Raw genomic sequence first — 24,260 nt, 5'->3', positions numbered from 1 at the left:
ACCATGTCGACAGAAGTCCTTGATCGCTTCGGGGCGGCGCAAGCCCCGGCTCATGCGCACTCGCATGACGACACGCACGACCACGCGCACCACGACACCAGCGAGAACACAATCTTTGGTTTCTGGCTGTACCTGATGAGCGACTGCATCTTGTTCGCGTGCCTGTTCGCCGCCTTCGCCGTCCTGCGCGGCGAAGTGGCGGGCGGCCCGTCGGGCAAGGAGCTGTTCGAGCTCAACTACGTGCTGACCGAGACCTTCATCCTGCTGTTCTCGTCGATCACGTACGGGTTCGCGATGATCTCGCTGCAGAACCGCTCGAAAGTGCGGGTGCTGGTCTGGCTGGCTATCACGTTCGCGCTGGGCGCCGCGTTCATGTACATGGAAATCAATGAATTCCATCACCTGATCGCCGAAGGCGCCGGCCCGAGCCGCAGCGCGTTCCTGTCGTCGTTCTTCACGCTGGTGGGCACCCACGGCCTGCACGTAGCAAGCGGCATGGTGTGGATGCTGGTCCTGATGTGGCAAGTCAGCAAGAAGGGCCTGACCCCGACCATGTCCAAGCGCCTGAACTGCCTCAGCCTGTTCTGGCACTTCCTGGACGTCGTGTGGATCGGCGTCTTCACCGTGGTCTACCTGATGGGGGCAATGTAAATGGCACAGCAACACGCAGCATCGGCCCACGCCGAGTCGCACGGCCACAGCAGCTTCAAGTCCTATGTGATCGGCTTCGTGCTCGCGGTGATCCTGACCGTCATCCCGTTCAAGATCGTGATGGACGGCACCATGGACCGCGGCACGACCCTGCTGATCATCCTCGGCATGGCCGCGGTGCAGGTGGTCGTGCACCTGAAGTATTTCCTCCATATGGATGGTTCGAAGGAACAGCGCTGGAACGTGATGTCGTTCCTGTTCACGCTGCTGATCCTGTTCATCGTGCTGGCCGGCTCGCTTTGGATCATGCACAACATGAACGCGAACATGATGCCGTGGATGATGAAGTAATCGTCTCTGGACGATAGACAACGGGGCCTTCGGGCCCCGTTCTTGTTTGTGGCGGTGCATCGCGCACCGTGGCGCCGCATTCCTGCCGGCGCCTTCCCATTTTCGGCGCCGGCATGCCCGCGGCCTCGCTTGCACCCGATTGCGCCGTGCACGCGCGCGGTGCGTCGTCGTCTGTTCCCGCCCGGCACCAGCATGGTGCTTTCGCGCGGTATCTCCCTGGAATTGTCTCTTGCCGGGCGCCCCGGCGGCGTCTGGCCATCCGTCGATGGCCTGGCGAGCCATGGCACGGTAGTTGCGGATGCACCACCCGGGGAGCGTTGAGTCCCGTAACCAAACGACAAACTGGGAGCTGCAATGAAACGACGTGACATGCTGAAGCTGTCGGCGGTAGCCGCCGCGGCCATGATCGGCGCGAGCCCGCTGGCGATGGCGCAGTCCAAGGACCCGATCAAGATCGGCATCCTGCATTCGTTGTCCGGCACCATGGCCATCTCGGAGACGTCGCTCAAGGACGTGGCGCTGATGACCATCGACGAGATCAACAAGAGTGGTGGCGTGCTCGGCCGCAAGCTGGAGCCGGTGGTCGTGGATCCGGCGTCGAACTGGCCGCTGTTCGCCGAGAAGGCGCGCCAGCTGATCACCAAGGACAAGGTTGCGGTCACATTCGGCTGCTGGACTTCGGTGTCGCGCAAGTCCGTGCTGCCGGTCTATGAAGAGCTGAACTCGCTGCTGTTCTACCCGGTGCAGTATGAAGGCGAGGAGATGTCCAAGAACGTCTTCTACACCGGCGCAGCACCCAACCAGCAGGCCATTCCGGCGGTCGAGTACCTGATGAGCAAGGAAGGCGGCGGCGCCAAGCGCTTCTTCCTGCTGGGCACCGACTACGTCTATCCGCGCACCACCAACAAGATCCTCCGTGCATTCCTGAAGAGCAAGGGCGTGGCCGACAAGGATATCGAAGAGGTCTACACGCCGTTCGGCCACAGCGACTACCAGACGATCGTCGCCAACATCAAGAAGTTCTCGCAGGGCGGCAAGACCGCCGTGATCTCCACCATCAACGGCGACTCCAACGTGCCGTTCTACAAAGAACTCGGCAACGCGGGCCTGAAGGCCAAGGATGTGCCGGTGGTGGCCTTCTCCGTCGGTGAGGAAGAGCTGCGCGGCATCGATACCAAGCCGCTGGTCGGCCACCTTGCCGCATGGAACTACTTCATGTCGGTCAAGAATCCCGAGAACGAAGCCTTCAAGAAACAGTGGGCAGCCTGGGTCAAGGCCAACAACCTGCCAGGTGGCGACAAGCGTGTCACCAATGACCCGATGGAGGCCACCTATGTCGGCATCCATATGTGGGCACAAGCCGTGAAGAAGGCCGGCACGACCGATCCTGACAAAGTCCGCGCCGCCATGTACGGCCAGACCTTCAAGGCACCGGACGGCTTCACGCTGACCATGGGCGACAACCATCACCTGTTCAAGCCGGTGATGATCGGCGAAGTGAAGGGTGACGGCCAGTTCACCGTGGTGTGGAAGACCGCCAAGCCCATCCGCGCGCAGCCGTGGAGCCCGTTCATCTCCGGCAATGAAGGCAAGCCGGACAAGGTGATGTAAGCCACTTCGCCTGATGAAGCGACGCCGCTCTCTCGAGTGCGGGAGAGCGGCGTAGTTCGCTGTCCGCCATTACCTTTGCACGTGCCAACCCTTATGCGCTATTCGATATCCGTTCATGCCATGCCGTGGCTGCGCACCTTGCTGGCAGCGCTGCTCCTCGCCACGGCACCGTGGGCTGCTGCGCTGACGCAGGCCGACCTTAAGCCATTGGCCGAGGACGATTTCGATGCCAAGACCGCGGCCTTGTACGCACTGGCCAAGGCTGCGCCGGAGCAGGCCGGACCCATCCTGAAAGCGCTGCAGGACGACGCGCTGCAGTACGCCCCGTCGGTGGGCATGGTGCGCCAGGAAGCAGACAAGACCGTCGACGCGATTACCGGCAAGCCAGTCACGGTCAAGGCCGATGAGCTGGAATCACTGACGCTTAACAACAGCCTGCGCGCGATCGTGGATAGCGCGGCCAGCAGCCTGCAGCTGCAATCGCCCGATATCGCGGTGCGCACGCAGGCCATCAATACGCTGTATGACCAACCCGAAAGCGCCTCGCGCGCTGGTGTGGAAGCGGCGCGCAAGATTGAGGCCGATCCCGGCCTGCGCGCACGGCTGGACGTGATCTGGGCCACCACTGTACTGGCCGAAGAGACCCACGCCGGCGACACGGCCCAGCGCGATGCGCGGATGGAGGCTATTCGCATCCTCGGCCGCGACAGCAATCCGCAAAGCCGGCAGAAGCTGGCGCCGCTGGTCGAGCGCGGCAGCGATGGCAAGTACCGGGAACCCGATGTCGAGGTACGCGTGGCCGCGCAGCAGGCACTCGACGCATTGCGCAGCGACCAGCGCCGCGCCGACCTGATCGGCAACCTGTTCGCCGGCCTGAGCCTGGGCAGCGTGCTGCTGCTGGCCGCGCTGGGCCTGGCGATCACCTATGGGCTGATCGGCGTCATCAACATGGCGCACGGCGAGTTCCTGATGATCGGCGCGTATGCCACCTACGTCGTGCAGACGCTGTTCCGCACCTACGCGCCCGGCGCGTTCGACTGGTATCTGCCCGCAGCGCTGCCGGCCTCGTTCCTGGCTGCGGGTATCGTCGGTTTCGTGCTGGAACGCCTGGTGCTGCGCCATCTCTATGGCCGCCCGCTGGAGACGCTGCTGGCCACATTCGGCGTGAGCCTGCTGCTGATGCAGGCCGTGCGCACGCTGTTCGGCGCGCAGAACGTCGAAGTGGCGAACCCGGCCTGGATGAGCGGTGGCGTCGAATGGATGCCAGGCCTTGTGATTCCGTACAACCGCATCGTCATCATCTTGTTCGCGCTCGCCGTAGTGGCGGTTGCCTGGGCCGTGCTCAACCGTACGCGCCTTGGCCTGTTCGTGCGTGCCACCACGCAGAACCGCACCATGGCCGCCTGCGTTGGCGTGCGCACGTGGAAGGTGGACAGCTACGCCTTTGCCTTCGGCGCGGGCATTGCCGGCATGGGCGGCTGCGCGCTGTCGCAGATCGGCAATGTCGGCCCGGACCTGGGCCAGGCTTACATCATCGATTCGTTCATGGTCGTGGTGCTGGGTGGAGTCGGGCAGCTGGCGGGCACGATCGTCGGCGCGTTCGGGCTCGGCATCATCAACAAGTTCATCGAGCCGTTCTACGGCGCGGTGCTGGCCAAGATCTTCGTCCTGGTGCTGATCGTGCTCTTTATCCAGAAGCGGCCGCAGGGACTTTTCGCGCTCAAGGGGCGCAGCGCGGAGGCATGATGCAGAGCTTTCATTCCAATTCGCCGGCCACGCAATTTCGGCTTGCCGTGCCCGGACGTCAGCCGCTGTTCACCGGGCGCGGTTGGACTTTGCTGGTGGCCTTGACGGTGGTGGTTGCCATCGGCGTGCCGGTGTGCGCGCTGCTGGTGCCTGAGGGCCATCCGCTGCACCTGTCGGCTTATGCGCTGACGCTGATCGGCAAGATCATGTGCTATGCGCTGGCCGCCATTGCGCTGGATCTGGTGTGGGGCTACTGCGGCATCCTGAGCCTGGGCCATGGGCTGTTCTTTGCCCTGGGCGGCTACGCGATGGGCATGTACTTGATGCGCGCGATCGGGCGCGAAGGCGTGTACAAGAGCGACCTGCCGGACTTCATGGTGTTCCTCGACTGGAAGGATCTGCCCTGGTTCTGGCACGGCACCGAGCACCTCGGCTACGCGTTGCTGCTCGTGGTGCTGCTGCCGGGCGTGCTGGCCTGGCTGTTTGGCTTCTTCGCGTTCCGTTCGCGCATCAAGGGTGTGTACCTGTCCATTATCACGCAGGCCATGACGTATGCGGCGATGCTGCTGTTCTTCCGCAATGAAACGGGCTTCGGCGGCAACAACGGGTTCACCGACTTCAAGCGCATCGCCGGTTATGCGGTGGCCGCGCCGCAGACGCGCACCGCACTGTTCGTGCTGACTTTCCTGGCGTTGGTCGCCGGATTCGTGGCTTGCCGCTATATCGTGACGTCCAAGCTCGGCCGCGTGGTGACCGCCGTGCGCGATGCCGAGATGCGCGTGATGTTCTCGGGCTACAACCCGCTCGGCTACAAGCTGTTCGTCTGGACGTTCTCGGCCGTGCTGTGCGGTATTGCCGGCGCACTGTACGTGCCGCAGGTGGGCATCATCAACCCGGGCGAGATGTCGCCGGGCAACTCGATCGAGATGGCTGTCTGGGTGGCGGTTGGCGGCCGCGGCACGCTGATCGGACCGGTGATCGGGGCGTTCCTCGTCAACGGCGCCAAGACGATGTTCACGGCCTACTTCGCCGAGTACTGGCTGTTCCTGCTCGGCGCGATGTTCGTGCTGGTCACGCTGTACCTGCCTGATGGCGTGATCGGCCTGCTGAAGCGCCTGCGCGAGCGCAGCCGCCCCGCGATGCCGGCGGCACCGGCCGCGAAGGAGCCTGTTTCGAGTCCTGCAGTGGCAGGACGCACCGGAGGTGAAGCATGAATGCCGCGCTCGAATATGGCCAGGCGGAAAGCGGCAATGCGACGGGGCTGGGCCGCGTGGTGGAGCCCGGCACGATCGATGTGTCGCATGGTCCGATCCTCTACCTCGAAGACCTGACGGTGCAGTTCGGTGGTTTTCGCGCGCTTAACAAGCTGAGCCTGTCGATCGACCATGGCGAGCTGCGCTGCGTGATCGGCCCCAATGGCGCCGGCAAGACCACGATGATGGACGTCATCACCGGCAAGACCGGCCCGCGCAATGCCAATGTCAGCGGCCGCGTGTTCCTGGGCCAGACCATCGACCTGATGCGCATGACCGAGCCGCGCATCGCGCAGGTCGGCATCGGCCGCAAGTTCCAGAAGCCGACGGTGTTCGAGCAGCATGCCGTCTGGGAGAACCTCGAACTGGCGATGAAGGCCGACAAGCGATGGTGGTCGTCGCTGCGCGCGCGGCTGACGGGAGAAGGGCATCGGCGTATTGAAGAAACACTCGCGCTAACCGGCCTCGAGGACGAGGCGTACCGCCCGGCGGGACTGCTGTCGCATGGCCAGAAGCAGCGCCTGGAGATCGGCATGCTGCTGATGCAGCAGCCGCAACTGTTGCTGCTGGACGAGCCCGTGGCCGGCATGACCGATGAGGAAACCATGCAGCTCGCCGCGTTGCTGAACAGCCTGCGCGGCAGCTGCTCGATGATGGTGGTCGAGCACGACATGGAATTCGTCGCGGCGCTGGCCGGCGACGAAGGCAAGGTCACGGTGCTGGCCGAAGGCAGCTTGCTGGCGGAAGGCACGCTGGACAGCGTCAAGCGCGACGAACGCGTGATCGAATCCTACCTGGGAAGATAGCCATGCTGCAGGTCAATGCACTGAACCAGTTCTATGGCGGCAGCCATATCCTGCGGAACGTTTCTTTCGAAGTGCCGGGCGGCAAGCTGACCACGCTGCTGGGCCGCAACGGTGTCGGCAAGAGCACCTTGCTCAAGTGCCTGATGGGCGTGGTGCCCACGCGCAGCGGCAGCATCCAGTGGGATGGCCGTGCGTTGGAGAAGAAGGCGCCCTATGAGCGAGTTTCGGCCGGCCTTGCCTACGTGCCGCAGGGGCGCGAGATCTTTCCGCGGCTGACGGTGGAAGAAAACCTGCTGATCGGCGCTGCCAGCCGTGCGCGGCCTTCGGGCGTGCCGGATCGGATCTACCAGCTGTTCCCGGTGCTGCGCACCATGCGCCAGCGCCGCGGCGGCGACTTGTCGGGCGGGCAGCAGCAACAGCTTGCCATCGGCCGTGCGCTGATGAGCGAGCCGGGCCTGCTGATCCTCGACGAGCCGACCGAAGGCATCCAGCCGTCGATCATCCAGGACATCGGGCGTGCGCTGCGGCTGCTGGTCGACGAGTTCGGCATGACGGTGCTGCTGGTCGAGCAGTACTACGAGTTCGCGCGCCATATCGCCGATCACTACGTGGTCATGAGCCGCGGCGAAGTCGTGGCGAAAGGCGAGGGGGCCAATATGGAGCAGGATGGAGTGCGGGAGCTGATCGCCGTGTAAGCGTGCAAGGCGGAGAGCGAGTACCGTGCGCTGCGCTTTCGCGCCGGCGGCCGGCGCGCTATGATTTCCGGCATCCGCTGCGGCGCTTGCTGCGGCTCGCCCCCGCCTGCATCGCCGGTCTATTCATCGAGCCATGCGTCATCCTGATTTTCCCGCCACCGTCGCCATGCCGCCTGCATGGCAGGCCAGCTTGCGCCTGCGCTTTGCCGCACGCGGCGAGCGTACCGTGCTGGCCCTTCGCCAACACCAGGGCCCGTTGATGGTGCAGAAGCCGCTTTATCCCGAAGGCGGCATCTGCCACGCCGTCATCCTGCATCCGCCGGCAGGCGTGGCGGGCGGCGACAGTCTCGATATCGCGTTGCATGCGGAAGCCGGCACGCACGCGGTCATCGCGACGCCCGGTGCCACCAAGTGGTACAAGTCGCTCGGCCGTGATGCGTGCCAGCATGTGCGGCTGACCGTGGATGACGGCGCCCGGCTCGATTGGCTGCCGCAGGAGAACATCGTATTCGACGATGCACGCGCGCGCATCGTGACCGAACTCGATATCGCGTCGGGCGGCAGCGCCATCGGCTGGGATGCCGTGGTGCTCGGGCGGCAGGCGTCCGGCGAGCAGTGGGCGCGCGGCGCGCTCTGGCTCGACACGCAGGTGCGCTGCGACGGGCGCGCGTTATGGATCGAGCAATCGCATCTGGACGCCGCTTCACCATTGCGCGTTGCGTTGCCGGGGCTGGATGGGATGTCCGTGCTGGGCACGCTTTGGGCGGTGGGCAGCGCAGCCACGCAGGAACTTGCCGAGACGCTGGCCGAGCGCCTGCCGCTCACGGCGGACCTGCGCGCTGGCGTGACCTGCCTGTCGACACCGGCGCAGTCGATGCTGCTGCTGCGCGTGCTGGGCCGGCAGATGGAGCCAGTCAGGCAACTCCTGGTCGACGCGTGGAGCGCGCTGCGCGGGCCGATCCACCGCGTGCCGGCACGGCCACTGCGGCTTTGGGCGACATGAGCTATCAGGAACCAGGCATTCGAGAACGACAAGGACAACGACGATGGAACTGACACCGAGAGAGAAAGACAAGCTGCTGATCTTCACCGCCGCACTGCTGGCCGAACGTCGGCGCGCGCGCGGGCTCAAGCTCAACTATCCGGAAGCCGTGGCGCTTATCACTGCCGCAATCATGGAAGGCGCGCGCGATGGCCGCACCGTGGCCGAACTGATGCACGAAGGCACCACCGTGCTGAGCCGCGAAGACGTGATGGAGGGCGTGGCCGAGATGATTCCCGAGATCCAGGTCGAAGCGACGTTTCCGGATGGCACCAAGCTCGTCACGGTGCACCATCCGATTATCTGACAACACCAACAACATCCACCGAGAGCCGCTATGAAACGTTTCGCATGCTCGCGCCTGGCCATGGGCGCTACGCTGGCCTTCGCTGCCGTCTCCGCGTTCGCCCACCCGGGCCATGATGCCGCTACCGTTGGCGCCAGCCTGTGGGCGGGACTGCTGCATCCGTTCACCGGCGCCGACCACCTTCTGGCGATGGCCGCAGTGGGTGTCTGGAGCGCACTGGGCGCGCGCTCGGCTGCAGATACGTTGCGCCTGCCGCTTGCCTTCGTCGCGTTGATGCTGGTCGGTGCCGCGCTGGGTCTGTCAGGGCTGCTGCTGCCAGCGGTCGAGCCGATGATCGCGGCATCGCTGCTGGTGGTGGGCGTGCTGGTGGCGATGCGCGCAAAGCTGCCGGCATCGGCCGGCATGGCGATCGTGGGCGGCTTCGCGGTATTCCATGGCTATGCGCACGGTGCCGAGCTGCCCGCGACGGCTGCGGCGCTGCCAGCTGTGCTGGCCTATGTCGGCGGCTTCGCGGTAGCGACCATGGTGCTGCACCTCCTTGGCATTGTCGCGGGTACGGTCCTGCGCCATCGTGCGGGCTGGCTCGCGCGCGTGGCCGGAGCGGGGGTGGCGCTGTATGGTGCCGGCCTGCTGATTGCGTGAGGAGACGACGATGATCCCTGGTGAACTGATACCCGCCGACGGCGAGATCGAACTCAATGCCGGCCGGCCCACGGTGAGCGTAGTGGTTGCCAACACCGGCGACCGTCCGATCCAGGTCGGATCGCATTTCCATTTCTACGAGACCAACGCCGCGCTGTCGTTCGATCGCGCGGCCGCGCGCGGCTTCCGTCTCAATATCGCGGCCGGCACTGCGGTGCGGTTCGAGCCGGGCCAGACGCGTACCGTGGAACTGGTGGCGCTCGATGGCGACCGTATCGTCTACGGCTTCAACGGCAAGATCATGGGAGCGCTGTGATGGTGAAGATCTCCAGGCAGGCCTATGCCGAAATGTTCGGCCCGACCACCGGAGACCGCGTGCGCCTGGCCGACACCGGGCTCGTGATCGAAGTCGAGAAGGACTTCACGATCTACGGCGAAGAAGTGAAGTTCGGCGGCGGCAAGGTGATTCGCGATGGCATGGGGCAGAGCCAGCGCATGGCGAAGGACTGCGTCGATACCGTGATCACCAATGCGCTGATCGTGGACCACTGGGGCATCGTCAAGGCCGATATCGGCTTGAAGGGCGGACGCATCGCGGGGATCGGCAAGGCTGGCAATCCGGATATCCAGCCGGGCGTGACCATCGTGATTGGTCCCGGCACAGAAGTGATTGCGGGCGAGGGCATGATCGTCACGGCTGGTGGCATCGACTCGCACATTCACTTCATCTGCCCGCAGCAAATCGAAGAGGCGCTGATGAGTGGCGTGACCACCATGATCGGCGGCGGCACGGGTCCGGCCACGGGCACGTTTGCGACCACGGTGACGCCGGGGCCGTGGTACATGGAGCGCATGCTGCAGGCCATCGACGCCTATCCGATGAACATTGGGCTGCTGGGCAAGGGCAACGCCAGCCAGCCGGCGCCGATTCTGGAGCAGGTAGAGGCGGGCGCCATCGGCCTCAAGCTGCACGAAGACTGGGGTACGACGCCTGCGGCAATCGACACCTGCCTGTCGGTGGCCGATGCAACCGATACGCAGGTAGCGATCCACACCGATACGCTTAACGAAGCGGGCTTTGTCGAGGCGACCATCGCCGCGTTCAAGGGCCGCACCATTCACACGTATCACACCGAGGGCGCCGGCGGCGGCCATGCGCCGGACATCATCAAGGTGTGCGGCGAGGCCAACGTGCTGCCATCGTCGACCAATCCGACGCGGCCTTACACGGTCAACACGCTGGACGAGCATCTCGACATGCTGATGGTGTGCCACCACCTGGACCCGTCCATTGCCGAGGATATCGCCTTCGCCGAAAGCCGCATCCGCCGCGAGACCATCGCCGCCGAAGACATCCTGCACGACCTTGGCGCGTTCTCGATGATCTCGAGCGATTCGCAGGCCATGGGGCGCGTGGGCGAGGTCATCATCCGCACCTGGCAGACTGCGCACAAGATGGCCGCGCAGCGCGGCAAGCTGCCCGGCGATCCGCACGATGCGCGTGGCGGTCACGACAATTTCCGCGTCAGGCGCTACATCGCCAAGTACACGATCAACCCGGCGGTCACGCATGGCATCGCGCATGAGGTGGGTTCGATCGAAGTGGGCAAGTGGGCGGACCTGGTGCTGTGGCGTCCGGCGTTCTTCGGCGTGAAGCCAAGCCTGATCCTGAAGGGCGGGATGATCGCCGCCGCGGCGATGGGCGACCCCAATGCCTCGATCCCGACGCCGCAGCCTGTGCACTACCGTCCGATGTTCGCGTCGGCGGGCGGCGCGCTGCACCGGTCGTCGCTGACCTTTGTCTCGCAGGCCGCGCTCGCTGCGAATGTCGGTGAGCGTTACGGCCTGGCAAAAACGCTGTCGGCGGTGCGCGGTACGCGCACCGTGAGCAAGCGCGACATGGTGCACAATGACTGGCAGCCGCACGTCACCGTCGATCCGGAGACCTATCAGGTCGTGGCCGATGGCCAGTTGCTGATGTGCGAGCCGGCCACCGAGCTGCCCATGGCGCAGCGCTATTTCCTGTTCTGACATTCTCCAATGCTGAAGATCGACAAAGTCCTGAGCGCCCCGCACGGCATTGCCGCCGTGCTGGTGCGCCGCGCCCCGAAGCTGGTCCTGCCGTTCTCTGAACGCAGCAAGAGCCGCCTGCGCGCGGTGCTCGACAACGGAGAAGAGGCCGCGTTGTTCCTGTCGCGCGGAACGGTACTGCGCGGCGGCGACCTGCTGGTGGCTGAAGACGGCAGCTTTGTCGAAGTCTTGGCCGCGCCGGAACGCGTGCTGGAAGTCCGCGCCGTGGACTCGCAAGCGCTGATGCGCGCGGCGTATCACCTTGGCAACCGGCATACGCCGGTGGAAGTGGGTCGCGATTATTTGCGGCTCGAGTTCGATCCGGTGCTGGCGGACATGCTTGCGCGTCTTGGCGTGCAGGCCGTTCAAGCTGAGGCGCCATTCGAGCCAGAAGCGGGTGCGTATGGCGGTGGACACAAGCACGGGCATGACGCGACGTTCGCCGAGGACTATGCGGCGGCGCAGGCGGTGTTTCATGAGCATCATGGGGATGGGCACGCGCACTCGCACCATCACAGCCACGACGATGATCATGGCGCAGAAGGGCACGTCCACGGCCCCGGCTGCGGACACAAGCACTGAACGTGTGATGTCACGCCGACCATGACCCCGCTGCGCCAACTCATCTCCCTGTTGCACCTTGCCTCACCCGCGCTACCCATCGGCGGCTTCAGCTACTCGCAGGGGCTTGAAGCCGCGATCGACAGCGGCTACGTCCGCGATGCCGATTCCGCCGAGCAATGGATCCGCGACAACCTCTTGCATGTACAAGCCCAATGCGAGGCCCCGCTGTGGCTGCTGCTCCATCGCCACTGGCGCACCATGGATCTCGATGCAATCCGCGATTGGAATGACTGGTTCCACGCCACGCGCGAAACATCCGAATTGCGTCTGGAGACCGAGCAGATGGGTTGGTCGCTCGCGAAGCTGGTAGGGCAGATGGAATGGGGCGAACTGGCATTGCGCGAGCAGTTAGCCGCGCTGTCGCCAACGTGCCTGCCCACCGCTTTTACCGCTGCCTGCGTGGCGCTGGAGATCGACGAGCGCGAAGGCCTGGCCGCCTATTGCTTCAACTGGGCGGAAAACCAGGTCGCCGCCGCCATCAAGACTGTGCCGCTGGGCCAAGTGGCCGGGCAGCACATGCTGCGGCGCCTGCACGATGCGGTGCTGGCTGCAGTGCGCGATGCCGTGCAGCGCGCCACGGCATCGCCACCGCGGCTTTCCACCTTTTCCCCAATGCTGGGTTTGCTGTCGTCACGCCACGAAACGCAGTATTCCCGATTGTTCCGTTCCTGAATCAGGAAGCGATCATGACCCAGGCTCGTACCAAGAAGAACCCTCCGTTGCGCGTCGGCGTCGGCGGTCCCGTCGGCTCCGGCAAGACCACGCTGCTGGAGATGCTGTGCAAGGCGATGCGCGACCGCTATGACCTGGTCGCCATCACCAACGACATCTACACCAAGGAGGACCAGCGCCTGCTGACGATCTCCGGCGCGCTGCCTGCCGAGCGCATCATGGGGGTGGAAACCGGCGGCTGCCCCCACACGGCCATTCGCGAAGATGCGTCGATCAACCTTGAAGCCGTCGACCGCATGCTGGCGCGGTTCCCGGATGCCGACGTGGTCTTCATCGAGTCAGGCGGCGACAACCTCGCGGCCACGTTCAGCCCGGAGTTGTCCGACCTGACCGTCTACGTGATCGACGTGGCCGGCGGCGAGAAGATCCCGCGCAAGGGCGGACCGGGTATCACCAAGTCCGACCTGCTCGTCATCAACAAGACCGACCTTGCGCCGTATGTCGGCGCGTCGCTCGAAGTGATGGAAAGCGATGCGCGCAAGATGCGCGGCGAACGCCCGTTCGTGATGGGCAGCGTCAAGTCGGGGCAGGGGCTGGACGAGGTGATCCGCTTTATCGAGCGCCAGGGCATGCTGGGCCTCTGAGCCCACTCACGCCTGCCTGTAGCTGCCTTTGCGCGCCAGCGCACGGGCCACGGCCGCGACCAGGTCCACCTCGATTTCGTTGAGTTCGGCCATGTGCCGCATCGTGGCTTCTATCGCCGCGTTCTGCGCATTGCCGAACACCGAGCGCGGTTCTTCCACCTGGGCCACGGCGCTGCCATGCTTGGGGAAGTCGAGCATGTCCGAGGGCGGCACGCCGAGCGTATCCGCCAGCATGCAGATGTTGAGCAGCGCCAGGTTGCGCTTGCCGCGTTCTATGCCGCTCAGGTACGAACGGGCCAGTCCGCTTTCCAGCGAGAGTGTTTCTTGCGACCAGCCACGCTGCTTGCGCAGCCTGGCAAGATGCAATCCGAATTGTCTGAGAGTCTGGTCAGTCATGATCGATGTGACAGTTCTGCGGAACAGGACACTAGAAGTTTGACGCTGCGGCCACGACAACTTATATTCTCACTCACCATTGGTGCCTGATCCGCAGTTCAAGGGATGTGCAAAAAAAGGGCGCAGCACCGTGGCAGGAACCGGGCGGCCTGATGGCCGTGCCAAACGGGGCAACACGCAAGGGCAGGCTCGCGTCGAATGCGCGGGTGTCGTTGCGTTAATGGGGACCATCGTGTCTCCTTCGCTCTGTCAGGGGATTGCCATGCAGATCTATTCGCTGTTCGACGCGCCCATGCATTCTTTCGGCCGCGCCCACGCCGCTTCCGCGGACCTTCATATCGGATTTCATTCACGCTTGTTGCCGGCCTGTGCAGGGCCGGGCAGCACGTGCGACTTGGTCTTCCTGCCGGCCGGTCAATCGCAGCGCGCCTTCATGGCCATGCGCGGCGAATGGTGGGCTTGCCTGCGCGGCGGCATCCGCATCGCCGCGCCCGGTCACGACGCGGTGCTGATCGGCTGTGGCGATATGTTCGCGCCGATGCCGGGCATGCCGATGCAAGTCCGCGCGGCGATCGACAGCATCCTGGTCCGCGTCGTCCCCGATGATAGTTCCGCCTGTGGCGACGCCGCGTCATTCGAAGACACCTTGTTGCAAGGTGAACTGTCATGCGGCGCGCTGGGATGTCTGGCCACGATACGCGACGACGTCAGCGACGAGCTGGGACTCGTCTACGGCGGCACGCAGCCAATGCCGGTCATGCGCGCAGGATTCGCGCAATTGACGGCAGGGACGTGCGTTCAGGTCGGCGGCCTGCTCTGGGCGCTATGCCATCGCGGCGTGTTTTGCGTACGCTGGTCGCAGGGTGGGGAGACTTATCTGAATTTCATACAGCCCGGGACGTTGTTCGTGCCAGACCCGCATGAGTCGTACAGCCTGGAGGCATTGCTGCCCTCTGCCGGCTTGCTGTGTTGCAGTGGCGCGGCCCAGGCCGGGGTGCGCGATTATCGCGAAGCTTCGCGAAGGTTGCCCGGCGCGAGGTCCGGTGTCGTGGAGATGACGCATGCGCCGTACGGAAATCAGGAGGCATGCGTGCCGGCCTGAGCGGCGGCGTCGCCCCGGCGGCATGCAAAGCCGCCCGGGGCAGTCGCGCATCAATGACGCTTGTACTGCGTGGCGCCGAACAGCATTTCGCGCGCCTTGTCGTCCTGCAGCGGTTTGCGCGCATTGGCCAGGACTTCCACGCCGCGCTTGACGGCCGGACGTTCGGCGATGGTGTTGAACCAGCGCTTGAGGTTCGGATAGTCGTCGAGTTCCACGCCCTGGTTCTGCCAGCTGCGCAGCCACGGGAAGGTGGCGATGTCTGCAATCGTGTACTGGTCGCCAGCCAGCCAATCGTGTTGCGAGAGCTGCTTGTCGATCACGCCGTACAGGCGCCTGGCCTCATTGGTATAGCGGTTGACCGCGTACTCGATCTTTTCCGGCGCGTAGATGCGGAAATGGTGGGCCTGGCCGAGCATCGGGCCGACGCCGCCCATCTGGAACATCAGCCACTGCAGCGCTTCGTACTTGCCGCGCACGTCTTCGGGCAGGAACTTGCCGGTCTTGCCGGCCAGGTAGAGCAGGATGGCGCCGGACTCGAACAGCGAGATCGGTTCGCCATCCGGGCCGTCGCTGTCGACGATGGCGGGGATCTTGTTGTTCGGGCTGATCCTCAGGAAGTCCTCGCCGAACTGGTCGCCCGCGCCGATATTGACCGGGTGGACCTTGTACTCGAGGCCGCACTCCTCAAGCATGATATGGACTTTGTGGCCGTTGGGCGTCGCCCAGCTGTAGACATCGATCATTGCGAGAAGTCTCCTGACTGCAATACGAAATTCCGGGGAAGGGTCGAGCGATTTAAGCACAGAAGAAAAAAACGCGCAGACAGGCTGCGCGTTTCCATACTGCCGGCAGGGCTGCCCGGCAGTTCTGCCGGGGCGGGCTCAGAAGCCGCGTGCCACCGGCATCTTCACTTCCTTCGGGTCGATGCCCATGTGCTTGGCCAGTTCGAGCTTGGCGATGGCGTTGCGGTGCACCTCGTCCGGACCATCGGCCAGGCGCAGCGTGCGCTGGTGTGCCCACCAGTTGGCCAGCGGGAAGTCGCTCGACACGCCGGCGGCGCCGTGCACCTGGATGGCCCAGTCGATCACCTTCAGCGCCACGTTCGGGGCCACCACCTTGATCATCGCGATCTCGGCCTTGGCCACCTTGTTGCCCACGGTGTCCATCATGTAGGCAGCCTTGAGCGTGAGCAGGCGGGCCATTTCGATTTCGCAGCGAGCCTCGGCGATGCGTTCCTGCGTGACCCCCTGGTTGGCGACCGGCTTGCCGAACGCCACGCGCGACAAGGCGCGTTTGCACAGCAGCTCCAGCGCGCGTTCCGCGACGCCGATGCTGCGCATGCAGTGGTGGATGCGGCCCGGGCCGAGGCGGCCCTGGGCGATCTCGAAGCCGCGGCCCTCGCCCAGCAGGATGTTCGAAACCGGCACGCGCACGTTCTTCAGTTCGATCTCCATGTGGCCGTGCGGCGCGTCGTCATAGCCGAACACGGGCAGGAAACGCTTGATGGTGATGCCCGGCGTGTCGGCCGGCACCACGACCATCGACTGCTGCTCGTGGCGGCCCGCGTTCGGATCGGTCTTGCCCATCACGATGTAGACCTTGCAGCGCGGATCGCCGGCGCCCGACGACCACCACTTGGTGCCGTTGATCACGTAGTGGTCGCCGTCGCGCTCGATGCGGCATTCGATGTTGGTGGCATCGGACGAGGCTACCGCGGGCTCGGTCATCAGGAAGGCCGAGCGGATCTCGCCGGCGAGCAGCGGCTCGAGCCATTGGTCCTTCAGTGCCTCGGACGCGTAGCGTTCCAGGGTTTCCATGTTGCCGGTGTCGGGCGCGGCGCAGTTGAAGACCTCGGCCGACCAGGGCACCCGGCCCATGATCTCGCACAGGGTTGCGTATTCGAGGTTCGACAGGCCTTGCGGTGCGCGCGGCGAGCGCGGCAGGAACAGGTTCCACAGGCCGGCTTCGCGCGCCTTGGGCTTCAGTTCCTCGATCAGCTTGCTCGGCACCCAGGCGTTGCCGGCCTGGCGGTTGGCGTTGATTTCTTCGTAGAAGCGCTTTTCGTTCGGGTAGATGTGCTGGTCGAAGAAGGCCAGCAGCTTGGCCTGCATCTCCTTGACCTTCGGCGTGTATTCGAATTGCATGTGGTCTCCTCGTAACCAGGGGTGGTGCGCTACGTCACGGCGCGGCATGAGCCGATGCAACGCACTCTATCCGAAACTTGGTAATAACAAAAATGAATTTTCTGGATTTGCCAGTATCAATGCCCTGCATTCCGTGCCAGAATGGCAGCCATGCAGCTATCCCGCATCGACCTCAATCTCTTTGTGGTGTTCGACGCCATCTACAGCGAAGGCAGCATCACCGCGGCCGCGCGCCAGCTTAACCTGACGCAGCCCGCCGTGAGCCATGCGCTGGGTCGCTTGCGCGGCCTGTTCGATGACCCGCTGTTCGAGCGCCGCGGGCAGGGCATGGCACCGACGCCGCTGGCGCGCTCGCTCGCGTCGGAGATCCGCACGGCGTTGCAGTCCTTCGCGCGCACGCTGCAGGACACGCCGCATTTCGATCCAGCCAACACCGTGCGGCGCTTCACCATCGGCATGCGCGACGCGCTGGAATCGACGTTGTTGCCGCCGCTGATGGCGCGCGTGACGGCCGCGGCCCCGCAGGTGGAGATCGCCGCGATCCGCTTTGACCGGCGCGAGATGGAATCCGAACTGCTGGCCGGCACCATCGATACCGCTATCGATATCCTGCTGCCGGTATCGCCGGCCATCCATCACGCGCCGTTCATGGCGGACCCGATGGTCGTGCTGGCGCGCCGAGACCATCCGCTGGTCAAGAAGGAACTGACGCTCGAACGCTACCTGGCCGCGGAACATGTACACGTGTCCTCGCGGCGGCGCGGTGCGGGCCTGGAAGACCAGTCTTTGCACCGCATGGGGCTGACGCGCCGCGTAAGGCTGCGCTGCCAGCATTACGCAGCAGCCTGCCGCGTGGTGAGCTGTACCGACTTGCTGGCGACGCTGCCGCTGCGCTACGCGCGCATCGCCAACGAACCCTATGCCAACCGCATCCTGTCGCTGCCCTTCAAGGTGCCGTCGCTGGAGCTGCATCTGTACTGGCATGCCGGCGGTGAAAACGACGGCGCCAACCGCTGGCTGCGCGAGCAGCTGATGACGGTAATGGCCTCACTCAGCGGCAGCGCGCCGGAGTCCGCGCCAGCGGCCTGATGCCTTCCTGTGCAGCGCGCACGGGTCACACGTAAGCCATTGTTAGCAGGCTGGACGCTCGCATACCCCCTCCCTACCATCGTCGGGTCACGTCTGCCCCCGGCGTCACCTCGCAAGCCCGCGCCTGCGTTCCGGTGATGTCCTGCTGCGCCCGCCTGCCGGGCTGCCACGGGCAGTTTCTCCATCAGAACCACGACCATCCAGATGATGAACGGGAAACGCCTGCCTGCTGAACACGCATCCATTTCAATCCATTCACGCGCTGAGCCGCTGCGCCTGCGAACCTTGTGTGGCGCCGCGCTGTTGTCGGTTCTTGCCGCCTGTGGCGGCGGGGGCGACGGAGATGGCGGCAGTACGGCCGCGGCCGGCGGCGCACAGCCGTCCGGGCAGAGCGCGTCGACCCAGGCTGCGGGCACGGCAGTCACGACGGGCGGCTGCTATACGGTCAGCGGCGCCAGGCCTGCGCCGCCGGCCGGGGGCGGCGTGACGCTGCTGCCCGCGCTCGGCAGCGCGGTCGGCAACTATCGCGTGCTCGACGACGCGCGCAGCGCAGGCCTGTGCTATGCCAACTACCGGCGCGAACAGGTCGGCCTGCCGCCGCTGGCGGCGCGCGATGCGCTCAACAACGTGGCACAGAACCACACGGCCTACATGCTGGCCAACCAGACGCTGACGCACGACGAAGTCTCGGGCAAGCCTGGCTACACCGGCGCCACGCCCGACGCGCGTATCCAGGCTGCGTACCCGACCAATGCCAACGCAGAGGTGGTGGCAGCGGCGAATAAGTGGACGTCGGTCGCCAACGCACAGCTTTCGCTGTCGCCGAAGGACTCGCTTGTATCGGATCTCATCAACGCGCCATTCCACCGCGCCGCGCTGCTGGGCAGCTACGGCTCTGCCGGCAGTGGCTATGCAGAGAGCGTGGGCCCCAATGGCGGCGGCACTGCCGCCTACTACTACCAGACCGTCGATCTTGCCGACGCATCGAAGGGCGGCACGGATAGCCAGATGGTCGCGTATCCGTTCGACGGGCAGGCCGACGTGCCGGCCAGCTGGGTCAACTCGGAAAGCCCCAATCCGGCGCCAGGGTACGACGGCAAGACCCTGGGCTACCCGGTGTCGCTGCAGGCGATCAACCCGTCGCTGCAGTTCGATGCCGACAGCTTCACAATCACCGACGCGCAGGGCCGCAACGTCGACTGCCTGAAGGTGGACAGCCGCTCGTCCGGACTGTCCGCTGCCGCACGCGGCCTGGCGATCTGCACGCCGGTGGCGCCGCTGGCCAGCGGCCAGCGCTACAGCGTCGCCGTGAGCGGCAAGCTCGGCGCGCAACCGGTCAGCCTGAACTGGTCGTTCACCACGCGCTGAAGACGGTTGATGGGGCGCCGCCGGACGGGCCCGCGGGCGGGCGGTGCCGACCCGAGACGCGAAGGGGTCGCGCTCGGGGACTGAGCGCCGCAGGCATGAAGCAAGCGGGATCCATCGTCCCGCCTTTCTTGTTTCTATCGGGCTTTCTTCAACAGGCTGGCACCGTCAGGCGTCCAGCTTCACGCCAGCGGCCTTGACCACCTTGGCCCAGCGGGCCTCCTCAGTCTGGTAGAAGCGGCTGGTTTCCGCCGGCGTCATCGTCACCACTTCCGCACCCTGTCCCGCGAGTTGCGCGCGGATATCGGGCGAGCGGATGATGCGGACCAGCTCGGCGTTGACCCGGTTCACGATGGCATCAGGCATGCCGCGCGGCGCCATCATGCCTTGCCAGGTGCCGGATTCAAAGCCAGGCACGCCCTGTTCGGCGATGGTCGGCGTCTGGCCCACCAGCGGCATGCGCGTGCGCTTGGAAACCGCGATCAGCTTGAGCTTGCCGGCCTGCACCTGCGGCAGCGTGGCCAGCATGCCGTTCATCAGCACCTGGGCGGTGCCGCCGACGGTATCGGCTATCGCCTGCGAACCGCCCTTGTAAGGCACGTACTGCCACTTTGCGCCGGTAGCCTGGGCCACCGCCACGCCGGCCAGGTGCGGCGCGCTGCCGATGGCCGTGACGGCGAAGTTCAGCTGCGTCGTCTGCGACAGATCGACCAGTTCCTTCAGGTTCGACACCTTGACCGACGGATGCACGACCAGCAGGTGCGGCGAATAGGCCAGCATGGCCACGCCCTTCAGGTCCTTGCCCGGACTGAACGTCAGCTTGGTGTACACGGACGGGCTGATCGCCAGCGCGCCCACGTCGCAGAGCAGCAGCGTGTGGTTATCTGTGCCTTGCGCTGCCATGGCCGCACCAATGTTGCCGTTGGCGCCGGGACGGTTGTCGACCACGATCGGCTGTCCCAGTGCCTCGCCGAGCTGCTTGCTGATCATGCGCGCGATGATGTCCGACGAGCCGCCGGCCGGGTAGGGCACGATCAGCCGGATCGGGCGATTCGGCCACGCATCGGCGGCATGAGCGAGGCGCGGAGCCGCCAGGGATGCGCCACCAAGCGCGCCGAGCGCGGCCAGGCTGGATGCCTGCTGCAGGAACGTGCGGCGAGAGGTCATACAATATCTCCATAAATCGCTTAATTATCAGTCGTCATACAACATGGCTTGCATAGTAGAGGGATTTGGGCGAATCTGACATCGGGGAAATACTGAGACGCGTGCAGTAACCCCCTAACGTGGCGGGGTACATTGCCAGAAATAGAACAACGCGCCGTAGCGCGTTGTTGTCTGATGACTTGGCTGGCCCGCAAAATCGCGGACCTCGGCGGTCAGGTGATCATTGTTTCGCCTTCTTGGCGTATTCCCAGCCGAGCTCCGCCATCGGGCGCGCACGTTTGCCGGCGTCGAGCGCCTGCGCCGAGGCAGCCGTCCCATCCACCACGCGTTTCATGATGCCCTGCAGGATGCCGGCGATGCGGAACATGCTGAAGGCCAGGTAGAAATTCCAGTCGCCGGTGATGGGGCGGCCGGTACGCTGCTCGTACAGGCGGCGATAGGCGGCCTCATCGGGGATGCCCAGCGCGGCATGGTCCAGGCCCGCGATGCCGCGGAACTGCCCCGGCGCGATATGCCAGCTCATGCAGTGGTAGCCGAAGTCGGCCATCGGGTGGCCCAGCGTCGACAGTTCCCAGTCAAGCACGGCCAGCACGCGCGGCTCGGTCGGGTGGAACATCAGGTTGTCGAGGCGGTAGTCGCCGTGGACGATGCAGGTGAGGTCGGCGTCTTCCTGCGGAATATGCTGCGGCAGCCAGTCCATCAGTGCATCCATGGCCGGAATCGACTCGGTCTCCGACAGCTTGTACTGCTTGCTCCAGCGCTCGATCTGGCGCTGGAAGTAGTTGCCGGGCTTGCCGTAGTCGCCCAGCCCGATGGCCTGGTAGTTGACGCTGTGCATGGCCGAGATCACGCGGTTCATCTCGTCGTAGATGGCGGTGCGTTCGGTCGGCGTCATGTCCGGCAGCGACTGGTCCCACAGCACGCGGCCGCTGACAAACTCCATGATGTAGAAGGCGCGGCCGATCACCGATTCGTCCTCGCACAGCGCATACATCTTCGCGACCGGCACGTCGGTGCCAGCCAGTGCGGCCATCACGCGGTACTCGCGCTCGATCGCATGGGCCGACGGCAGCAGCTTGCTCTTGGGGCCGGGCTTGGCGCGCATCACGTAGGTCTGGCCCGGCGTGACGAGCTTGAAGGTCGGGTTGGACTGGCCGCCCTTGAACTGCTCCACGCTCAGCGGGCCGGCAAAGCCTTCCACATGCTGGCGCATCCAGGCTTCCAGCCCGGCGATGTCAAAACGCTGCTGATCCGCCACGGGGCGCGTGCCTTCGAAGTGCGATACGTTGCTGCTCATGCTGTCTCCGGTGATGTTCTGGTGCTATCGGGTATGAGGGTATGACGTTCGGTGTGCGGGCCGGCACCTCAGGCAGGGGGCTGCCGTCCGCGCAGGTACTGGTGCAGCAGGACTTCCATGGTGGTGTGGCGCGAGCCGCTATGCACAGGCGTAGGCGGCGAATAGTTGGTCATGCGCACGACCCAGTCGAGCGGATCGTCGCCCATGTCGAGCACATTGATGCAACCCGCGGTCTGCAGCAGCGAGCCAAAGAACACGCGCCGCCCGCAGGTGATGGCCTGCGACAGGATCGCGCGATTGGTGCCGCCATGCAGCACCAGCAGCACCGTATCCCAGCCCGGGTCGTCGCGCAGCCGTTGCAGGGCAGGCAGGACGCGGTCGAGAAACTGGCCGATGGTCTCGCCGTTCAGGAAGCGCTTGTCCTCGGGCACTTCACCTTCGAACGCGCCGACGAAGGCGTCGCGCAGGGCCTCGGTAGCAATGGCCGACAGGTCGCCGCCACGGATCTCCCGGAGATCGGGCCAGACTTCGGGCTGTACGTCCTGCATGTCGGGGAGTTCGGCCAGCACGAGTTCGGCGGTTTCAACGGTGCGGGGCAGGTCGCTGACGATGACGCGGTCGAAGCGTATTCCCTCGGCCGCGAACGCGCGCCCGGCGGCGGTGGCCTGCATGCGGCCGGTCTCGTTGAGCGGCACCATCTCGGGCAGCGCGGGACGGCCGCCTTCATCGAAGTATGAGACGGCGCCATGGCGCATCAGGTAGATGCGGCGGCGCGAGGACGGCGGCAATTCCATGCATGTCTCCCATCATTCGGGCAGGCCCGTCTTGCGCGGGCTGGCTGCGGCGGCGCAAAGCGCCGCGGTGATCAAGGCAACCTTCAGCGGTAGCGCGGCTTGCGCTTTTCCAGGAAGGCGCCAATGCCTTCGCCGCCATCCGGATGATGCAGGGCCGCCACGAAATTGTCGCGCTCGGCCGCAAGGTGTTCCGTCAGCGAGGCTGCCGCCGCATGGTTGATCAGGCCCTTGATGCGGCCGACCGCATGCGGCGACTGCACGGCCAGCCCCTCGGCCAGCTGCAGCGCTTCGGTCAGTGCCTGGCCCGGCGGCACCACGCGGTTGACCATGCCGAACTGCGCGAGCCTGGCGGCATCGACAGGCTTGCCTTCCATCATCAGCTCGCTGGCCAGGGCACGCGGCAGCGCGCGCGCCAGTTCATACGAGCCGCCGCCATCGGGCGTCAGGCCGACCTTGACGTAGGCCATGACGAACTTGGCATCGCTCGCGGCCACCACGAAATCGCAGGCCAGCACCACCGAGAAGCCCGCGCCGGCAGCCGCGCCTTCCACTGCCGCGATAACCGGCTTGGGGAACGCGTGCAGCGTCTCGATCCAGTGGTTCAGTGTCTCGATGCTCTCCGCCTGGACTTCGGGTGGCTTCGAGCGGTTGCCGAGCAGCCGGTTCAGGTTGCCGCCGGCGCAGAAGATGCCGTCGGCGCCGGTGATGATGACCGCGCGTAGCGAATCATCGCTGGCGGCGGCGTTCAGCACCTCGAACGAAGCGGCGTAGATGTCCGGATGCAGCGCGTTGCGCGCTTCCGGGTTGGAGATGGTCAGTACCAGCGTCGAGTCGACGCGGGAAGAAAGCAGTTGCGCGGTCATGGGCAGCCTCGGGTATTGCGGGGGCGGGGGCGGGGGAGCCGAGGCTCCTCAGTTCTCTTCGGCCAGCAGCGACAGGCCCAGGCCCGCACGGCGCCACAGCCACGGGCTCGGGCGGTAGCGCATGTCGCCGGTCAGCGCTTCCATATTGCGCAAGGTCTCCAGCACCAGTTGCGGACCCACGGCATCGCCCAGGGCCAGCGGACCCTTGGGGTAGCCCAGGCCAAGGTTCACGGCCAGGTCGATGTCCGCCGGCGAGGCAATGCGTTGCTGCGCGATATCGCTGGCGATGTTGATGATGCAGCAGAGCACGCGCTGGGCAATGAAGCCGGCCGAGTCGCGGATCACCGTGACCGGCACGCCGTCGCTGGCGAACAGGCCATGCGCGGCGTCGCGCGCGGCGGCGCCGGTGGCGGGCGTGGTCATCAGCGTGCGGCGCCTGGTGGCCTCGAAGGGCAGCAGCGTGTCGATGGCCACCGTGCGCGAGGCGTCCAGGCCTTGCCGGAGCGCGGTGGTGGTGGCGTCGAGGCCCAGCGGCGTGACGACGATCAGCGCATCGGCGGACGGCTGCTCACCGCTCTCGGGCGTGATACCAAGTGCGCCGAGCAGCTTGGTCACCATGGCATGGCCACGCTCGCTGGCGCGGCTGACCCACACGCTGGCCGGTCGTGCCGACGGAACCGCGGCCGTGGCCGGGATCTGCTTCTGGCCATCCACGTAGCGGTAGAAGCCCGCGCCGGCCTTGCGCCCGACCAGCCCGCCGACCGAGCGGATCGCCGTGATCGGCGACGGGCGGTAGCGCGGCTCCTGGTAGAACTGGTTGTAGATCGATTCCATCACCGGGTGCGACACATCGAGCCCGGTCAGGTCCATCAGCTCGAATGGCCCCATGCGGAAGCCCGCTTGCTCGCGCATGACGTTGTCGATGTCGA

At 65.4% G+C, this 24,260-nt stretch carries 26 protein-coding genes; 18 read left to right on the top strand and 8 right to left on the bottom strand.

From position 1 onward, the window contains the following. The first annotated feature begins 3 nt into the window (after positions 1-3). The 15 genes from cyoC to ureG all read left to right on the top strand — a co-directional run bounded on the left by cyoC (position 4) and on the right by ureG (position 13,114). Positions 4-651, top strand: a complete 648-nt coding sequence (cyoC, locus tag AC3FKH_RS11750; RefSeq protein WP_483710939.1) for a cytochrome o ubiquinol oxidase subunit III — start codon at positions 4-6, stop codon at positions 649-651. Beyond that, the gene (cyoD, locus tag AC3FKH_RS11745) at positions 652-1,002 is read left to right on the top strand and encodes a cytochrome o ubiquinol oxidase subunit IV (protein WP_483710940.1); all 351 of its coding nucleotides are present in this window, start codon (positions 652-654) and stop codon (positions 1,000-1,002) included. A 354-nt stretch (positions 1,003-1,356) separates the two neighbouring features. Continuing rightward, on the top strand, positions 1,357-2,613 hold the full coding sequence (gene urtA / locus AC3FKH_RS11740) for an urea ABC transporter substrate-binding protein (protein ID WP_483710941.1): 1,257 nt from the start codon (positions 1,357-1,359) through the stop codon (positions 2,611-2,613). A gap of 93 nt (positions 2,614-2,706) precedes the next feature. Beyond that, positions 2,707-4,359: an urea ABC transporter permease subunit UrtB gene (gene urtB, locus AC3FKH_RS11735; protein WP_488675694.1), complete on the top strand. Its 1,653-nt coding sequence runs from the start codon at positions 2,707-2,709 to the stop codon at positions 4,357-4,359. After that, entirely contained in the window at positions 4,359-5,573 is a 1,215-nt protein-coding gene (urtC, locus tag AC3FKH_RS11730) for an urea ABC transporter permease subunit UrtC (protein WP_488676268.1), read from the top strand. The genes urtB and urtC overlap by 1 nt, the downstream gene beginning before the upstream one ends. Beyond that, positions 5,570-6,418: an urea ABC transporter ATP-binding protein UrtD gene (gene urtD / locus AC3FKH_RS11725; RefSeq protein WP_488675692.1), complete on the top strand. Its 849-nt coding sequence runs from the start codon at positions 5,570-5,572 to the stop codon at positions 6,416-6,418. The genes urtC and urtD overlap by 4 nt, the downstream gene beginning before the upstream one ends. Positions 6,419-6,420: 2 nt before the next feature. Beyond that, positions 6,421-7,113, top strand: coding sequence for an urea ABC transporter ATP-binding subunit UrtE (urtE, locus tag AC3FKH_RS11720; RefSeq protein WP_483729821.1), 693 nt, complete (start codon positions 6,421-6,423; stop codon positions 7,111-7,113). Between the two features lie 133 nt (positions 7,114-7,246). Next, positions 7,247-8,116 carry an urease accessory protein UreD gene (locus tag AC3FKH_RS11715; RefSeq protein ID WP_488675690.1) on the top strand — a complete coding sequence of 290 codons (870 nt, stop codon included), beginning with the start codon at positions 7,247-7,249 and terminating at the stop codon, positions 8,114-8,116. 43 nt (positions 8,117-8,159) lie between these two features. Next, positions 8,160-8,462: an urease subunit gamma gene (locus AC3FKH_RS11710; protein WP_488675689.1), complete on the top strand. Its 303-nt coding sequence runs from the start codon at positions 8,160-8,162 to the stop codon at positions 8,460-8,462. A gap of 30 nt (positions 8,463-8,492) precedes the next feature. Further along, positions 8,493-9,104: a HupE/UreJ family protein gene (locus AC3FKH_RS11705; protein WP_488675687.1), complete on the top strand. Its 612-nt coding sequence runs from the start codon at positions 8,493-8,495 to the stop codon at positions 9,102-9,104. 10 nt (positions 9,105-9,114) lie between these two features. Continuing rightward, the gene (locus tag AC3FKH_RS11700; RefSeq protein ID WP_488675686.1) at positions 9,115-9,420 is read left to right on the top strand and encodes an urease subunit beta; all 306 of its coding nucleotides are present in this window, start codon (positions 9,115-9,117) and stop codon (positions 9,418-9,420) included. Then, positions 9,417-11,135 (top strand): urease subunit alpha, encoded by a 1,719-nt coding sequence (gene ureC / locus AC3FKH_RS11695; protein ID WP_488675684.1) that lies wholly within the window; start codon positions 9,417-9,419, stop codon positions 11,133-11,135. Before AC3FKH_RS11700 ends, ureC begins: the two co-directional genes overlap by 4 nt. A 9-nt stretch (positions 11,136-11,144) precedes the next feature. Then, positions 11,145-11,756, top strand: a complete 612-nt coding sequence (gene ureE, locus AC3FKH_RS11690; protein ID WP_488675682.1) for an urease accessory protein UreE — start codon at positions 11,145-11,147, stop codon at positions 11,754-11,756. 21 nt (positions 11,757-11,777) lie between these two features. Beyond that, a complete protein-coding gene (locus AC3FKH_RS11685; protein WP_488675681.1) occupies positions 11,778-12,470 on the top strand; it encodes an urease accessory protein UreF in 693 nt (230 codons plus the stop codon). A gap of 14 nt (positions 12,471-12,484) precedes the next feature. Next, positions 12,485-13,114, top strand: coding sequence for an urease accessory protein UreG (gene ureG, locus AC3FKH_RS11680; protein WP_488675679.1), 630 nt, complete (start codon positions 12,485-12,487; stop codon positions 13,112-13,114). A gap of 6 nt (positions 13,115-13,120) precedes the next feature. On the opposite strand, the gene AC3FKH_RS11675 is transcribed toward ureG, so the two are convergent. Continuing rightward, positions 13,121-13,510 carry a helix-turn-helix domain-containing protein gene (locus tag AC3FKH_RS11675; RefSeq protein WP_488675677.1) on the bottom strand — a complete coding sequence of 130 codons (390 nt, stop codon included), beginning with the start codon at positions 13,508-13,510 and terminating at the stop codon, positions 13,121-13,123. 262 nt (positions 13,511-13,772) lie between these two features. Here AC3FKH_RS11675 and AC3FKH_RS11670 point away from each other — a divergent pair, with 262 nt between their 5' ends. Then, positions 13,773-14,612, top strand: coding sequence for a hypothetical protein (locus AC3FKH_RS11670; protein ID WP_488675676.1), 840 nt, complete (start codon positions 13,773-13,775; stop codon positions 14,610-14,612). Positions 14,613-14,662: 50 nt separating this feature from the next. On the opposite strand, the gene AC3FKH_RS11665 is transcribed toward AC3FKH_RS11670, so the two are convergent. Together AC3FKH_RS11665 and AC3FKH_RS11660 are read right to left on the bottom strand one after the other, a co-directional pair. Next, positions 14,663-15,355, bottom strand: a complete 693-nt coding sequence (locus AC3FKH_RS11665; protein WP_488675675.1) for a glutathione binding-like protein — start codon at positions 15,353-15,355, stop codon at positions 14,663-14,665. A 138-nt stretch (positions 15,356-15,493) separates the two neighbouring features. Then, on the bottom strand, positions 15,494-16,756 hold the full coding sequence (locus AC3FKH_RS11660) for an acyl-CoA dehydrogenase family protein (RefSeq protein ID WP_483710955.1): 1,263 nt from the start codon (positions 16,754-16,756) through the stop codon (positions 15,494-15,496). Positions 16,757-16,906: 150 nt separating this feature from the next. On the opposite strand from AC3FKH_RS11660, the gene AC3FKH_RS11655 reads away from it, so the two are divergent. Continuing rightward, a complete protein-coding gene (locus tag AC3FKH_RS11655; RefSeq protein WP_488675672.1) occupies positions 16,907-17,845 on the top strand; it encodes a LysR family transcriptional regulator in 939 nt (312 codons plus the stop codon). Between the two features lie 303 nt (positions 17,846-18,148). After that, entirely contained in the window at positions 18,149-19,213 is a 1,065-nt protein-coding gene (locus AC3FKH_RS11650) for a CAP domain-containing protein (RefSeq protein ID WP_488675670.1), read from the top strand. Positions 19,214-19,378: 165 nt separating this feature from the next. On the opposite strand, the gene AC3FKH_RS11645 is transcribed toward AC3FKH_RS11650, so the two are convergent. From AC3FKH_RS11645 to AC3FKH_RS11625, 5 genes are all read right to left on the bottom strand, one after another. Continuing rightward, a complete protein-coding gene (locus AC3FKH_RS11645; RefSeq protein ID WP_488675668.1) occupies positions 19,379-20,377 on the bottom strand; it encodes a Bug family tripartite tricarboxylate transporter substrate binding protein in 999 nt (332 codons plus the stop codon). Between the two features lie 220 nt (positions 20,378-20,597). Beyond that, entirely contained in the window at positions 20,598-21,674 is a 1,077-nt protein-coding gene (locus AC3FKH_RS11640) for a phosphotransferase (RefSeq protein WP_488675666.1), read from the bottom strand. A gap of 68 nt (positions 21,675-21,742) precedes the next feature. Further along, positions 21,743-22,468: a histidine phosphatase family protein gene (locus AC3FKH_RS11635; RefSeq protein WP_488675664.1), complete on the bottom strand. Its 726-nt coding sequence runs from the start codon at positions 22,466-22,468 to the stop codon at positions 21,743-21,745. 83 nt (positions 22,469-22,551) lie between these two features. Continuing rightward, a complete protein-coding gene (locus AC3FKH_RS11630; protein WP_488675662.1) occupies positions 22,552-23,331 on the bottom strand; it encodes an oxepin-CoA hydrolase, alternative type in 780 nt (259 codons plus the stop codon). A gap of 48 nt (positions 23,332-23,379) precedes the next feature. Further along, a partial coding sequence (locus AC3FKH_RS11625; RefSeq protein ID WP_488675660.1) for a 3-hydroxyacyl-CoA dehydrogenase family protein occupies positions 23,380-24,260 on the bottom strand: 881 nt, incomplete at its 5' end.

The sequence above is a fragment of the Cupriavidus sp. 21MJTG02-4 genome, assembly GCF_057798975.1.
This window is presented reverse-complemented; position numbering and strand designations above follow the sequence as displayed.

Coding starts and splice junctions, on each gene's coding strand:
- cyoC (WP_483710939.1), top strand. CDS start 4: ATGTCGACAGAAGTCCTTGATCGCTTCGGGGCGGCGCAAGCCCCGGCT.
- cyoD (WP_483710940.1), top strand. CDS start 652: ATGGCACAGCAACACGCAGCATCGGCCCACGCCGAGTCGCACGGCCAC.
- urtA (WP_483710941.1), top strand. CDS start 1,357: ATGAAACGACGTGACATGCTGAAGCTGTCGGCGGTAGCCGCCGCGGCC.
- urtB (WP_488675694.1), top strand. CDS start 2,707: ATGCGCTATTCGATATCCGTTCATGCCATGCCGTGGCTGCGCACCTTG.
- urtC (WP_488676268.1), top strand. CDS start 4,359: ATGCAGAGCTTTCATTCCAATTCGCCGGCCACGCAATTTCGGCTTGCC.
- urtD (WP_488675692.1), top strand. CDS start 5,570: ATGAATGCCGCGCTCGAATATGGCCAGGCGGAAAGCGGCAATGCGACG.
- urtE (WP_483729821.1), top strand. CDS start 6,421: ATGCTGCAGGTCAATGCACTGAACCAGTTCTATGGCGGCAGCCATATC.
- AC3FKH_RS11715 (WP_488675690.1), top strand. CDS start 7,247: ATGCGTCATCCTGATTTTCCCGCCACCGTCGCCATGCCGCCTGCATGG.
- AC3FKH_RS11710 (WP_488675689.1), top strand. CDS start 8,160: ATGGAACTGACACCGAGAGAGAAAGACAAGCTGCTGATCTTCACCGCC.
- AC3FKH_RS11705 (WP_488675687.1), top strand. CDS start 8,493: ATGAAACGTTTCGCATGCTCGCGCCTGGCCATGGGCGCTACGCTGGCC.
- AC3FKH_RS11700 (WP_488675686.1), top strand. CDS start 9,115: ATGATCCCTGGTGAACTGATACCCGCCGACGGCGAGATCGAACTCAAT.
- ureE (WP_488675682.1), top strand. CDS start 11,145: ATGCTGAAGATCGACAAAGTCCTGAGCGCCCCGCACGGCATTGCCGCC.
- AC3FKH_RS11685 (WP_488675681.1), top strand. CDS start 11,778: ATGACCCCGCTGCGCCAACTCATCTCCCTGTTGCACCTTGCCTCACCC.
- ureG (WP_488675679.1), top strand. CDS start 12,485: ATGACCCAGGCTCGTACCAAGAAGAACCCTCCGTTGCGCGTCGGCGTC.
- AC3FKH_RS11675 (WP_488675677.1), bottom strand. CDS start 13,510: ATGACTGACCAGACTCTCAGACAATTCGGATTGCATCTTGCCAGGCTG.
- AC3FKH_RS11670 (WP_488675676.1), top strand. CDS start 13,773: ATGCAGATCTATTCGCTGTTCGACGCGCCCATGCATTCTTTCGGCCGC.
- AC3FKH_RS11665 (WP_488675675.1), bottom strand. CDS start 15,355: ATGATCGATGTCTACAGCTGGGCGACGCCCAACGGCCACAAAGTCCAT.
- AC3FKH_RS11660 (WP_483710955.1), bottom strand. CDS start 16,756: ATGCAATTCGAATACACGCCGAAGGTCAAGGAGATGCAGGCCAAGCTG.
- AC3FKH_RS11655 (WP_488675672.1), top strand. CDS start 16,907: ATGCAGCTATCCCGCATCGACCTCAATCTCTTTGTGGTGTTCGACGCC.
- AC3FKH_RS11645 (WP_488675668.1), bottom strand. CDS start 20,377: ATGACCTCTCGCCGCACGTTCCTGCAGCAGGCATCCAGCCTGGCCGCG.
- AC3FKH_RS11640 (WP_488675666.1), bottom strand. CDS start 21,674: ATGAGCAGCAACGTATCGCACTTCGAAGGCACGCGCCCCGTGGCGGAT.
- AC3FKH_RS11635 (WP_488675664.1), bottom strand. CDS start 22,468: ATGGAATTGCCGCCGTCCTCGCGCCGCCGCATCTACCTGATGCGCCAT.
- AC3FKH_RS11630 (WP_488675662.1), bottom strand. CDS start 23,331: ATGACCGCGCAACTGCTTTCTTCCCGCGTCGACTCGACGCTGGTACTG.